9 protein-coding genes are annotated in these 13,848 nt (G+C 28.6%); 6 read left to right on the top strand and 3 right to left on the bottom strand.

Going from position 1 to position 13,848, the window contains the following annotated elements; genetic code table 11:
* Positions 1-89 precede the first annotated feature (89 nt).
* Together ACZJV1_RS11540 and ACZJV1_RS11535 are read right to left on the bottom strand one after the other, a co-directional pair.
* Positions 90-1,535 (bottom strand): response regulator transcription factor, encoded by a 1,446-nt coding sequence (locus tag ACZJV1_RS11540; RefSeq protein WP_463650211.1) that lies wholly within the window; start codon positions 1,533-1,535, stop codon positions 90-92.
* The gene (locus ACZJV1_RS11535; protein WP_463650210.1) at positions 1,516-3,273 is read right to left on the bottom strand and encodes a sensor histidine kinase; all 1,758 of its coding nucleotides are present in this window, start codon (positions 3,271-3,273) and stop codon (positions 1,516-1,518) included. Before ACZJV1_RS11535 ends, ACZJV1_RS11540 begins: the two co-directional genes overlap by 20 nt.
* Positions 3,274-3,455: 182 nt before the next feature.
* On the opposite strand from ACZJV1_RS11535, the gene ACZJV1_RS11530 reads away from it, so the two are divergent.
* The 6 genes from ACZJV1_RS11530 to ACZJV1_RS11505 all read left to right on the top strand — a co-directional run bounded on the left by ACZJV1_RS11530 (position 3,456) and on the right by ACZJV1_RS11505 (position 13,238).
* Positions 3,456-4,733 (top strand): ABC transporter substrate-binding protein, encoded by a 1,278-nt coding sequence (locus tag ACZJV1_RS11530; RefSeq protein WP_460287487.1) that lies wholly within the window; start codon positions 3,456-3,458, stop codon positions 4,731-4,733.
* 76 nt (positions 4,734-4,809) lie between these two features.
* The gene (locus ACZJV1_RS11525) at positions 4,810-5,745 is read left to right on the top strand and encodes a carbohydrate ABC transporter permease (protein WP_463650209.1); all 936 of its coding nucleotides are present in this window, start codon (positions 4,810-4,812) and stop codon (positions 5,743-5,745) included.
* Positions 5,745-6,572, top strand: coding sequence for a carbohydrate ABC transporter permease (locus ACZJV1_RS11520; protein ID WP_411168048.1), 828 nt, complete (start codon positions 5,745-5,747; stop codon positions 6,570-6,572). The genes ACZJV1_RS11525 and ACZJV1_RS11520 overlap by 1 nt, the downstream gene beginning before the upstream one ends.
* 37 nt (positions 6,573-6,609) lie before the next feature.
* Positions 6,610-8,775: a Sip1-related alpha-galactosidase gene (locus ACZJV1_RS11515; protein WP_463650208.1), complete on the top strand. Its 2,166-nt coding sequence runs from the start codon at positions 6,610-6,612 to the stop codon at positions 8,773-8,775.
* Positions 8,776-8,796: 21 nt separating this feature from the next.
* Complete coding sequence (locus ACZJV1_RS11510; protein WP_463650207.1) at positions 8,797-9,213, top strand: ureidoglycolate lyase; 417 nt, start codon at positions 8,797-8,799, stop codon at positions 9,211-9,213.
* Positions 9,214-9,296: 83 nt separating this feature from the next.
* On the top strand, positions 9,297-13,238 hold the full coding sequence (locus ACZJV1_RS11505; protein WP_463650206.1) for an LPXTG cell wall anchor domain-containing protein: 3,942 nt from the start codon (positions 9,297-9,299) through the stop codon (positions 13,236-13,238).
* A gap of 62 nt (positions 13,239-13,300) precedes the next feature.
* Here the strand turns inward: ACZJV1_RS11505 and ACZJV1_RS11500 are convergent, their stop codons facing one another.
* A complete protein-coding gene (locus tag ACZJV1_RS11500; protein ID WP_463650205.1) occupies positions 13,301-13,699 on the bottom strand; it encodes a hypothetical protein in 399 nt (132 codons plus the stop codon).
* Positions 13,700-13,848 lie beyond the last annotated feature (149 nt).

The raw sequence follows: 13,848 nt of genomic DNA, 5'->3' as shown, positions 1-13,848 counted from the left end.
TTGAACTTTTGCTTAAAATAAATAATTAATATTAGATTTTATTAAAAAGGAAGGTTTTAGTTGCTTATAAAACCTTCCTTTTTGTATAATCATTTAGTTAAGTCCGAAGGATAATATCCTTCTATTTTATAAAATTGCTTTGTAAAATGGCGAGGAGAATAGTATCCAACTTTCTTTGATACATCTTTAATAGTAAGTGATTTGTCTTCTAAAATTAACTTTTTACTTTCTTGAATTCTAATAGCAGTTATATAATTTGAAAATTTCATACCAGATTTTTCATGAAATATTTTACTTAAATAATTAGGTGTAATCCCATAAAGATTGGCAATAGTATTGACACCGATATCTTTCATATAATTTTCTTTAACATAATCCATAATTTCATCTATAATATCTTTACTTTGTGATTTATTAGAGTATAAAATATTATTACTATTTGATATTAATATATTTAATAACTCATCAAATGTTTTAAATTCTAAATTTAAATTCATATTTAAATTTAGAAACCTATTTAAAACTTCAATATTTATTTCTTTAAATATACCTTTGTATATATTATTTAAAGAAATAGAATTTAAAGATTCTATAAATTTTAGTTCATTTTTATCTAAATAATATTTATATATAGAAAATATATCATTTGTTAAATTTAATATTAAATCTATATTAGGTAAAGAAATTAGCTTTTCTATATACAATATCCTACCCGATTTATAAGTAGCTCTGAGTGTAGAATATTTCTTAATAAGTTTTATTTCATCATATACTTTAAGTAAATTTGAAACATTTTTTGTAGCTATAGGAGTAATTAATAAATTATCATATTCAAACTTTTTTATAATATCTTCAAAACTAATATGTCTTAAATTAGGTGAATTAATAATCAAACATAGATCACCTGAGAGTAGATTAAATAGAGCATAATTATAGCCTTCACTTATTTTAGCTTCTAATGTCTTTTCAATTTCATTATATAATGTATTAATAAATTTATTTTTACTTTCTTGATTAATGTAGGTATCTACAAAGAAAACAATAGCTGTATAATTGCCTTCTTTTAAAGTAATATAGTTTTTTGTAATATTATTGCTAATTAAAGTAGAAGTAAATAAAGAAAGTGTATTTAGTTTAAACACTTCATTTTCTAAATGGTTCTTGTTTAAGATATTTTTTTCGGCTAAATCTAGGTTTGTTTTTAGATCATTAATACTAACAGGTTTTAACAAATAATCTCTAACTCCTATATTTATAGCTTCTTTGGCAAAGTTAAATTCAGCTTCACCAGTTAATATAAACCATTCAGTATTAGGGCAGTTATCTTTACAGGATTTTAATGCTGTTAAGCCATCAAGTAAAGGCATATTAATATCTACATAGCAAATATCAGGTTGATATTTTTTAGATAAATCTATTAATTCTTGTCCATTTTTTGCTTCAATAAAAGTATATTTACTAGGATATATATCTTCTAACATACTTCTAAGTGCTATTCTAACTAATCTTTCATCATCAGCTATTAGTATTTTCATTTAAGCCACCTCCAATAGGGATTTCTATATAGCAGTCTGTACCTTCATTTTCAATTCCAATTATAGTAAAGTTGGCACCTGTTTTAAAGAATTCAACTCTTTCTTTAACATTATTTAGGCCTGTACTATTTTTAGAACTATATTTTTCTTTAATAAAGCCAGCACCATTATCTGAAATAATTATTTTTAATGTCTCGATGTCACCAGATGTTGTATCTAATAAGGCTATTAAGGTTATAAAAATAGGTTCATTATAATTTTTTATACCATGTTTAATTGAATTTTCTACAAGTGGTTGTAAAATTAATTTTGGAATATCTATATTAGCAACACGTTCATCTAGAGATATTTTAAAATCTATCATATCATCAAAACGTAGTTTTTGAAGGGTTAAATATCTCTCAATAAAATCAAATTCATCTTTTAATGTAGCTACATTTGTGTTGCTACAAGTATATCTATATAAGCTAGAAAGTTGGATTATAGAGTCTTCTAATAGTTGTTTTTCTCCAATCCTATTTAGTGCTACGAATCCATTCAATATATTACATAAAAAGTGAGGGTTGATTTGAGATTGCAATGCTAAATATTCAGCATTTTTAACAGCGATTAGTGATGAATATTCATTTTTTATATGGTTATCTAAGTTAACAATCATTTTGTTTAATGCGTCAGATATAAATTTAAGTTCATCATTTTCTAAGGTAATGCATCTGACTGATAAATCACCATCTCTAACTTTTTTCATTGTTGATGTAATATTTGTTATAGATTTTATCATTTTATTTGAATTAATTCTGAAAAATATAATTGCAACTATAATACAAAGTAATGATATTATTAATGTGACTTTAAATACAAAATCTACTTCACTATATAAATCTTTTTTAGAGCCTAGATACAATAAAATCCAGTTACTAGATTCAATAGGTGTTGATACTATATTATAGTCTTTAGACAGATTTTTATTAGAAAAAACAATATCAGAAACATCTTTATTTGAAGGAAAATTCACAGAGTGAATAATTTGACTATTTTGATCCATTAAAATAAATATAGAATTATCACTTATATTTACAGAAGATATAATATTTTTAATAGTAATGGCTTTTACATCTATTTTAATAGTTCCTATTACTTTATTAGTATCCAAATTTTTAATCACTCTCATTACTGAAAAAATTTGATACTCACTACCACTTTTAGTGTACTTATATGAATGAACAGGAGTAAAATAAGTATCACCATCTAGATGTAATGCATTACTTAACCAAGGACTATATGAATAAGGAATATCCACTTGGTTTAAAGTATCGTAATATTTACTTACTAAAAATCCCTTAGATTGATTAGAATAAGGTATAAAGGTAATTCCTAATATATCTTCTCTTGATTGATTAATTATCTTATTAAGAGTAGAACTATAATTTTTACTTTTTATAAATCTATCAATTTCAGTAATGTTTCTTTCATAACTGCCATTATTTATGGATTCCATAAATAAAGATATTTCTTTATACATATAAGGAGTTAATGTTAACCTTTTCAAATCATCTATATATGTATTAATATTACTTGAAACAGAGCTAAGTGTATTTTTAAACTGAATTACATTTTGATTTGATAGTATATTAGTAAAGTAAACACATAGTATCAATATCATTATAGTTATAGGTAAAATTATACTTAAGCTAAATAATAACATAAGCTTTGAACTAAAAGACTGTATTTTTTTCATAGCACACCTCTAAATATAATATATTACTATTTTATAATATAAAATATAAAATTAAAATGATTTTTGAATGAATGTAAGAATTAGTATAGAATTAAACTCTATAAGTATAGAATTGATACATATGAGATATATGAAAAGGATTATATAATAAATTTGTAAAACAAATTAAGGGGGAAAGGTTTATGAAGAAAAGATTAATAAGTGCTTTATTATGTGGCGTGTTAACGTTTACTGGGTTGGTGGGTTGTTCATCATCAAATAATGGAGGAAAAACAGGAGATACAGCTAAGGAAGATGTAACGCTTTCATTTATGACTAACTTAGTTGGAGTTCCAAGTGAGGAATTAGAAAAAGTATGTAAAGACTTTACTGATGAAACTGGAATAAAAATTGAATATTCAGCACCAGGAAGCAATTATGAAGAGCTTATGAAAACTAAAATGGCTGCAAATGACTTACCAGATTTATGGACAACTCATGGATGGTCTGTTGCAAGATATAGTGAATATTTAAAACCTCTTACGGATCAGTCTTGGGTAAAAGATATTAAACCGGCAATTAAACCAATGATTACTAACGAGAAAAATGACATATTTGTATTACCAATTAATATGGATATCGCAGGTATTGTTTATAACGTTGAAGTTTTAGAGAAATCTGGAGTAAAAGTTGATGATATTAAGACTTGGGCTGATTTTGAAGTAGCATTAGGAAAGATAAAGGCTGCTGGATTTACACCTATTCATATGGGGGGAAAGGATAACTGGACAATAGGTCAATTCTTTGATTGGGTAGCACCGTCATTCTATGTTACAAACGATGCTAAGAACTATAAGAAGCAATTATTAGATGGAACATTTGATTGGAATTTATGGGGAGATGTTGCAGGTTTATTTGATAAATGGAATAAAGCTGGATACTTCAATTTAGATAGTTTAACATCAGATTATTTAACTGATATTAAAAGCTTTGCAGATGGCAAGGTTGCTTTTGAGTTCTATGGTAACTATGCAATTACAGAAGCATTAAAAGTTAATCCTAATGCTAAGCTTGGAATGATGCCTATTCCTTCAAATAGCAAAGATGATGAACCTTCACTTATAGCTGGTGAAAGAATAGCTGTTGGTATGAATAAGAATACTAAAAATGAAGAAGCTGCACTTAAGTTTATAAACTACTTAGCTAAACCAGAAGTTGCTGGTAAATTGGCTTCAGTTGATGGAATGCCATCAGGTTTAACAAATGTAACTGCTGATACAGGTGCTGTTCAACAATACTATGATAAGTATGCTAATGTTGAAACATTCCCATACTTTGATAGAGTATATCTACCAAGTGGAATGTGGGATGATATGTGCATAACTGGAGCTGATATATTAGCTGGAAAACCAACAGCTGTACAAGATTCAATTAAACACATGGAACAAAGCTTTAAAGATAAATTTAGTCAAAAGAGATAATCAATATAAAATAAAACTATTAAGGGTATTTTATGCCCTTAATAGTTGATAATAGAAATTATTGGGAGGGGAATATATGAATAATGAAGTTAAAATGTTGGTTACAGAAAATGATGCTGTTGTAGTTAAAAAAGCCCCAAAAAGTAAAAATAGAAAAAATTTAATGAACATATTATATTTACCAGCAATTCTATTATTCTTATTTATTGTTGTATATCCTTTTATAGATGGTATTAGAATTTCTTTTACAAATTGGAATGGATTTTCACAAAATTATAAATATGTAGGAGTAGATAATTATATTAGATTACTACAAGATAAAAATATTTGGGGAGCACTTTTTAATACAATTATATACGGATTTGGAAGTACATTATTACAAAATGTTATAGGAATAGCTTATGCTATTTTTTTAAATTCAAAGTTTAGAGGAAGATCTTTAGCTAGGACAATAATTTATATTCCAGTTATGATTGCACCATTAATAATGGGTTATGTTGTTTATTTCTTATTCCAATTTGATAAGGGAGCATTTAATGACGTGCTAATTTGGTTAGGAAGAGCACCAATAGATTGGTTAGGAGATGGACAAAGAGCTGTAATAATTATGACAATAATAAATACATTACAATTTTGTGGTATTTCAATGATTATTTATTTAGCAGGACTTCAAAATATTCCTGATATGTATTATGAAGCTGCTGAAATTGATGGTGTAGGATCTTGGGATAAATTTAAATATATTACATTACCATTATTAATGCCAGCTATAGTATCATCTGTAGTTATTAATTTAATTGGTGGTCTTAAGTTATTTGACATAATTATGGCATTAACTGGAGGAGGACCAGGGTTCTCATCACACTCCTTATCAACTTTAGTAACGCAGACATATTTTAGAGGACAAAATGCTGGCTATTCAGCAACAATAGGTATATTTACATTTATATTTATAATGATTGTTTCAAACTTAATTATGAAATACTTTGATAGTAAAGAGGTGAATGAATAATGACAAATAGTGGATTTAAAAGAAATAACTTATGGAGAACTCCATTAGCAATATTAATTTGTTTATTACACATAATACCTTTTTACATTTTGGTAGGGGTTGCATTTAAATCACCTAAGGATTTAAGCTCTAGATGGGTATTTCCTACTTATATTAATTGGGAAAATTTTAGTGTAGCTATAGAAAAAGGAAAAATTGGACAAAGCTTGATGTCAAGTTTAGTAATTACAAGTGTATCTATTGTGTTTATTACAATAATAGGAGCTTTAGCAGCTTATCCATTAGCAAGAAATAGGACTAAATTTAATATGGGAGTTAAGGCCTTTGTTTTAGGGATAATGATGGTACCACCTTTAAGTATTCTTGTACCATTATATTCGATGATTGCAAAGTTAAATGGAACTAGTACTTATTGGTCTATAATAATAGTTCTAATTACATTCCAACTTCCAATGAGTATATTCTTATATACTAATTTTATTTCATCAATACCAGATGCATTAGACGAAGCAGCAGCGATAGATGGATGTGGGCCAATTAGAACATTCTTTAGTATAATACTGCCACAATTAAAACCAGTAACAGCTACAGTAGTAATACTTACAGGAGTTTCATGTTGGAATGATTATCAATTTTCCTTATATTTATTACAATCACCTAAGATTAAGACTGTTACACAGGCTATAGCAGGATTCTTTTCACAAAGTTCATCGAATATAAATGCAGCGGCTGCAGCATCTTTATTAGGAATATTACCAATAGTTATTATTTTCTTATGCCTACAAAAATACTTTATTAAGGGTATGGTTGATAGTGCTATAAAGTAGAAGTTAAATAAAATAAGCTAATATTTAGGAGGAACATATGAATAACGAAAATTTTCATCCAGAATTAATTGAACCACCAATAGCACATGCTCTTCATAAGTGGAATGAAGAAACGAGAACGTTAACATATGAGTATAATGGTAAAAATATTATTACAATGAAGATAGATGGAGAAGATGAAGTTGGTTTCAGACATGGATCAGATGGAAATCTTCAAAACATTCCTTTTATACAACAAATATATGTAATGCTAGATAAGCCAGCAAAGGCTAAGGTTACATTTTTATTAAGTGAAGATGCTATTAATATGAGACCAAATCGTGCTAATAAAAATGAAGCTATATTAGGACAAGTTGGTCATCCGACTATGAAGGGGGTAAATGGGGTTTATGATATTAAACAAGATTTACTAATAGATTGGAATGGATGCCAGTGGAAATGGATTTCAGAAAGGTTTGAAAAAACAGAATCAAACAATCTTAAAGTAGAATTAGAAATTGAGTTAGGACCAAAACCTTTATTTGTAAACTTAAGAATGCAATATTATAGAAAACATTTAGGATATTCTTACCATAAACCATGGGAGTGGAGACCTAATACAAAATCAGTTACGGGTTGGTGCTCTTGGGAGGCATTTAGAAGAGATGTAACTCAAGAAAATATAGAAGAAGTATCAAAGTTCTTTTCAGAAAAATTAGGTGGATATGGATTAGAATATATACAAATAGATGATGGATATCAAAATATGCCATTACCAGTTGATCCAAATGGCTCATTAGCAGAAGGATGGCTAAATACAAATAGTCAATTTAAAAAAGGTCATAAAGGAGCAGTTGAAGCAATAGAAAAAGAAGGATTTAAAGCTGGTATATGGACAAATGCTAATATTACAAATTCTGAATTTGCTAAAAATCAAGGAAAGTACCTGCTAAAGGGCAATGATGATAAGCCAATGCTAGGTGAATGGATAGATTATTTAATAGATTGTAGAAAAGAATCATTAGATAAGCATGTATTACCTTTTTATAAAGGATTAAAGGAATATGGTTATGATTATTTTAAAACTGATGCAATAAGGCATCTATTATTAGATGGATTACATGAAGCTGTAAGACAAGGATTAATAACTAATGATGATGCGGAGAAACGTTTTAGATCTTATATGGAATGTGCAAGAGATGGAATTGGAGATAAGGCATATTTCTTAGCATCATGGGGAGTATTATCAGAAGTTATAGGGGTTGTTGATGCATGTCGTGTAGCAATGGATGCTAATCCAACTTGGGCTGGAATAAGAATGCAAATAGTTGAGTCAGCAAGATGGTTTAATGCTCAACGTATATTATTCTTAATAGACCCAGACCACATCTGCGCAAGAACTAACCTTGAATGGGCAAGAAGTATATGTTCACTTGTTTCACTGTCAGGTGGATTATATATGTTAAGTGATCCAATGAAGGATTATGATGATAAGAGAATTGAAGTAATAAGAAAAACATTACCTACTATTGAAACTTTTGCTGGGGAAACAGGTACTATTGACTTAAGCTATCCAGCATTTACCTGGACAAAACTTCATGGATTTGCAGTTCCAAGAGAAAATCCAGTTAAAGCAGAAGATATTACATTAGAAGAAGCAATGAATATGGCTGGCGAATATCCATCTATGAATGATGAGCATCCTTTTTCAACTCTTTGGACAATTCATATCGATAAAGAGTGGAGAAAATGGAGTGTACTCGGAAGATTTGCTTCAATTCCATTAGAAGAAAGTAATATAGAACTTGAAAATGTTGGTTTAGAAAGGAATAAAGAATATCTTACTTTTGATTTCTGGGGCAAAAAATATTTAGGAAAAGTAAGTGGAAAATTTACTGTTAAGAAATTAGATTTAGGTACATGTCAAATAATATCATTAACAGAAGTTAAGAGTGAGCCACAAGTAATAGCATCAACAAGACACGTAACAATGGATGCAATAAGTATTAAAAATCAAAAGTTTGAGGACAGTACATTAAATTTACATTTAGATACTATAAAAGGATCAGAAGAAAGTTATTGGTTCCATATACCAAATGGATTTGTTATTAATAGTGTCAAATGTGATAATGCAGAAGTTGATTATTTTATAGAAGAAGAGCTTCTTCAAGTTAATTTAGTATTTAAGGGAGAAAAATCTAATTTAAGAATTAGCCTTAAATAACTAAGAACAGGAGTTGAAAATATGAAAAATCCTATATTAACTATTTCTAAAGAAAGTTTTGAAAAGTTTGGTGAAGTAATTGAGTTTAGCGAAGCTTGTACTGAAAAATTCGAAGTAGTAATATCAGAACCTAATGAACCATGGAGATTAGCTGTATATAGATATGTAGAAAAAGGTGTTAAATATATGGAAAACCACCCTACATCTATGGAGAGTTTTGAACCGCTAACAGGAACAACGTTAATTATGGTAGCAGAAAATAAAACACCTAGTGATTTTAAAGTGTTTTTATTAGACAAGCCAGTATGCCTTTATAAGGGAGTATGGCATCAAGTAATATCATTGTCAGATATTGCTAGCGTTAAGATAACAGAAAATTTAGATGTGACATCGGAGTTCTATCATTTCGAAAAAGAAATAATACCAATGATGGTATAAAAGAGCTCTAAATTGTAACTAAGCTCTTTATATTAAGGGGCTTAGTTATTTTTATATTATAAATAATGAGAGGGGATTTAATAATGAAAAAAGGTTTTAGAAAATCAATGAGTAAAACTTTAGTATTGTTAGTAGCCTTGACGTGTATTACTAGTAATGTAGTGACGCTTGCTGAATCTATTAAAGAAAATGTAAATACAAATTACTCAATTACTTATGATACTAAAGAGGTTAAGACTAAGAATCTTATTAATAATCCAGGTTTTGAACAAGGGAAAGTTGGTTGGGAATTCAATGGAAGAGCAAGTGTTGGTAGTAATAATCCAAACAGTGGAAGTAATCAAGGTTGGGCCTATGGAGGAGCCTATGTAAGTCAAAAGCTTACTATACCTTATAGTGGCATGTATAATGCTTCAGCATGGATAAAATCAGCAGGAGGAGATGCGAAATTTATTATAAAAGATGCAATAACTAATAAAGAAATAACAAGTAAGACAATGCCAGATAGTTGGGATTATGAGAAATATGAATTGGCTCCAGTATATATTGCCCAAGGAACTGAAGTAATAATAGAACTGTGGGGATCAAATTCCTGGGGAGATTTTGATGATGTTGAGTTAGTTTACGATAGAGTAAATCAAGGAAATATAATAGTTAACAGTGATTTTTTAGTTAATAATGGATGGAATTTACAAAATTCGGAAATTCAAATTGGTAAGGCTATACTGAAAGATGTAGCTTCTAAAATAGATCAAGAGGTTACTATTCCTAGCACAGGAAATTATGATTTGGAAATGAAAATTAATTCCTATGATACTGAAGTAAAGGTGGGGATTGGAAATAATACTTATACTGTTAAACCAGAAGGAGATACTATAAAGATAGAGGACATATTATTAAGAAAGGATGATTATGTAAAGGTTTATATGGAGGGTAAGGCTGAAGTTTATTCTGTTAAGCTACTTTTGGATATTAAAAATACGAATTTTATAGGACCAGAGATAGTTGATATTGATGTTATAGGCAATAGCAGAATTGGAGCTACTTTAAGTGTAAAGTATAATTTTACTGATGCTGATGATTACTTTGAAGGTATTTCTAAATATAGATGGTTAGTTGCAGATAAAATAGATGGAGAGTATAAGGTTATTGAAAATGAAATTAGCAATACTTTTAATATAACTGAAGATCAAAGAGGCAAGTATATAAAGTGTGAAGTTATTCCAGTTAATGAGTTAGGAATAGAAGGAAAAGGCAAATTAAGTGATCCAATAGGTCCAATACAAATAAATTATATAAATAATCCTGGTTTTGAAGATAAAGGATTAGGTTGGAGATATTATGGAGCTAATATTAGATATGACAATAGTTACGATGGAGTAATTAGAGCACGTATAGCAAAAGGAACATTTAATTATATAACTCAAGAATTAATAGTACCTGAAACTGGATTATATGATTTGTCTGCTTATGCTAATGCGCAGTCAGATGGTGGTAAAATGGGTATTATGACATTAAGCAATGAGCTTAAGGGTTCCGAAATAATAGTTAGTACCAGTATTAAAAATACTACGAAATATGAAAAAGTTGATATAACAAATATTCCGTTAGAAAAGGGTGAAAGAATTAAAGTATTTTTTTCTGGTGCTGAAGGTTCACTAGTAAGCGTAGATAATGTTGACTTGATAAAAAGTGGGACATTAGGTAATTTAAGTTTAAATAATGTTATTTTATTTAACTTGGATGGACAAGAAGGAAATAGCATAATAAATAAAAAAGATAAAACTATAAAGGTTGTAGTACCATATGGAACTGATACTAGTAAGGTAGTTTTAAATAGTATACAATTATCTGAAGGATCAGTATCAAATTTAAAAAATGGACAAACTTTAGATTTATCAGCTCCATTAAAGGTTAATGTAACTAATGGAAATGGGAGTACAGATGTATGGTCTGTAGTATGTGAAGTGGAAAGAAAAGAGGCAGTTGTAAAGTCTTCTAATAAATTCTTAGAAGATAGTTTTAATTGGTCAGTTGATAAAACAGAACAATTTGTTATGACTGGAAAAACAGGTTTGGTAAATAGAGATGAAAATAATAATGATGGTAGTGGAACTGCTAAATATATACCATCATATTGGGCTGGTTATTATGATAGAACAGCATTTTATGGAAGAGATTTTGTTCATCAAGCAACAGGTGGACAAATTTCAGGGTTAAAGGATGAAAACTTCTCAATGTTTAAAACCTTTGCAAAGAATGCAACAGAATCAAGAAAATGGTATACATTTTGGGCAATAAATTTTGATGGAACACCGCATACAATTGATTACAAAAATGATGATTTATTTGTGAGGGAAGTACCTGCTCAATTTGAACTAGTTGAGAAGGCTTATGAGCAGTATCTTTGGACTGGTGATGAAAGATATATTTATGATGATGATTTATGGAATTTCTATACAAAGGTATTAACAGACTATATAAGCCTTCATGATGATCAAAACACAAATGGCATTGCAGAAGGTTATGGAGGAATATTCCAAGGGTCATGTACTTATAATGAAAGAGGAAAATTTCCAATTGAGGCTGCTGATGCTATTGGGTCACAATATCAAGCAACATTAGCTTATGCTGGTATGCTTAGTGCAAGAGGAGAAGATAAAGAAGCTAAGGAATGGTACGATAAAGCAGAAGCATTGAAAAAATATTTTAATGAAGATTGGAGTGTAATAGACCCAAGTAATCCAAATGAAAATTATGCTACTGTATTACAAAAGGATGGGAAAAAGCTAAATGATTTTGGTAAAGAAAATAGTTGGTTTATTCCAATGAAATTATTATCAGAACCGGGAGAAAGAAATGATAAATATTTAGATTTTATATCTGAAAAGTTAGGTAATGGAATAGGAAGTACTGAGGATTCGCCTTTGAATATAGAAGCATATACCTATATACCTGAAGCTTATTTCCCATATAATAGAAATGAAGAAGCTTGGAAATGGATGAAATATATAATGAGTGTTAAAGATCAGGCACATGAACGTGCAACACAAGGTACCAATGGTGATTATCCAGAAATTTCATTTACATTTATTTCTCATACAGTAGAGGGATTAATGGGAGTAGAGCCAGATGCAGGAGCTCATAAAATTGTAACAGCACCACATTTACCTGGAGAAGTTGAATGGGTTAATTTAGATAATTTACAGATGGGAGATCATGAATTAAGTATTGCTCATAACGGATTAACTATGACTACATTAACAAATAAAGCATCAGAGAGTTTAAATTGGGAAGCTAGGTTCTATGGTGATTATAAGTATATAAATGTTAATGGAGAGCAAGTTAAAGCAGAGCAAAAGGAAGTAAACGGTGAATTAATAAGCTATGCAAATGTTGAAGTAGGAGCTAATGACACAGTTTCAGTTGAAGCCTCAAATACTGTTCAACAAATAGTTAACAAGGAAGAGTTGAACAAATTAATTACAGATGCAGAAGCCTTAAAAAGTGAAGATTACACTAAGGAGTCTTGGAATAACTTCAGTGAAGCTTTGGCTAGCGCTAAAGATATAGTGGCTAATAAGAAGGCTACACAAATAGAAGTTGATGAAGCAGCAAAAAATCTAGATAAGGCTATGAAGGATTTAAAGTTAAAGGATAATACTGTAGTTAATATTGATAAGAGTAATTTAAAAGAAATTATTAAAAAAGCAGAAGAGTTAAAAGCAAGTAATTATACTGAAGAAAGTTGGAAAGTATTTAATGAAGCTTTGGCTTATGCGAAAGATGTATTTGCTAAAGTGGATGTAACACAAGAAGAAGTAGATAAAGCAGTAAATAATTTAAAAGATGCAATGAATAAACTTGAAAATAATGAAAGCAAAGATGAAGAAAATAAAGGTGACGATAATAAAGATGAAGATAAGCTACCTAACACAGGTGATGCTATAGGAACAACAGCTTTATTAATTTTAGCATCATCATTAATGGCAGCAGGATATGCTTTAAAAAGAAAGCAAGACTAGAGTTAAAAAATAAATGATTTAACAAAAAAAGTGGATATCTTTATAGGTACCACTTTTTATTGCTATTTTAAATATTTGTTACTGACTTTTTTTATTAAATTTATAATAAGTTTTATTAACAAGTATATAAGAAATACATAAACAAATCCATAAAGTCCATAAGCTATATCAGCAAATTCCATATTACCTCTATGTGTTAACTTTTGCTGTATTTCTATAGCAAAAACTATAACTATCATAACTGTTAATGTATATATAAATGATATAGCAGTAATGCTATATTTTGCAAGTTTTTTAAATACAACTTGAGTTATTACAAATATTACTATGCCAATTAAGGCCATAAATATAAAATGAAGTTGTTTATCATTTAATGGATATCCAGCTATACTAACAATATCTAAGACTTTATCATGTAAATCATTAATAAGACTAGCTATTAATTTCAATATTTCTACCATAGATATTCCCCCCAAGTTGTTTTGTCATTTATTATATCATTAAATATGATGTTTTACTAATTCTGTATATTAAAATACTTTAAATATAGAATGTTTATTTAAAGTAGGTTTACAGAATATCATAAATTGGATATAGTTTAATTAGTTAA

Source organism: Clostridium sp. LS3, from assembly GCF_055330225.1.
This window is presented reverse-complemented; position numbering and strand designations above follow the sequence as displayed.

What these genes read in the sequence shown, in the direction of transcription:
- ACZJV1_RS11540 (WP_463650211.1), bottom strand. Translation starts at nt 1,535, where the DNA reads ATGAAAATACTAATAGCTGATGATGAAAGATTAGTTAGAATAGCACTT.
- ACZJV1_RS11535 (WP_463650210.1), bottom strand. Translation starts at nt 3,273, where the DNA reads ATGAAAAAAATACAGTCTTTTAGTTCAAAGCTTATGTTATTATTTAGC.
- ACZJV1_RS11530 (WP_460287487.1), top strand. Translation starts at nt 3,456, where the DNA reads ATGAAGAAAAGATTAATAAGTGCTTTATTATGTGGCGTGTTAACGTTT.
- ACZJV1_RS11525 (WP_463650209.1), top strand. Translation starts at nt 4,810, where the DNA reads ATGAATAATGAAGTTAAAATGTTGGTTACAGAAAATGATGCTGTTGTA.
- ACZJV1_RS11520 (WP_411168048.1), top strand. Translation starts at nt 5,745, where the DNA reads ATGACAAATAGTGGATTTAAAAGAAATAACTTATGGAGAACTCCATTA.
- ACZJV1_RS11515 (WP_463650208.1), top strand. Translation starts at nt 6,610, where the DNA reads ATGAATAACGAAAATTTTCATCCAGAATTAATTGAACCACCAATAGCA.
- ACZJV1_RS11510 (WP_463650207.1), top strand. Translation starts at nt 8,797, where the DNA reads ATGAAAAATCCTATATTAACTATTTCTAAAGAAAGTTTTGAAAAGTTT.
- ACZJV1_RS11505 (WP_463650206.1), top strand. Translation starts at nt 9,297, where the DNA reads ATGAAAAAAGGTTTTAGAAAATCAATGAGTAAAACTTTAGTATTGTTA.
- ACZJV1_RS11500 (WP_463650205.1), bottom strand. Translation starts at nt 13,699, where the DNA reads ATGGTAGAAATATTGAAATTAATAGCTAGTCTTATTAATGATTTACAT.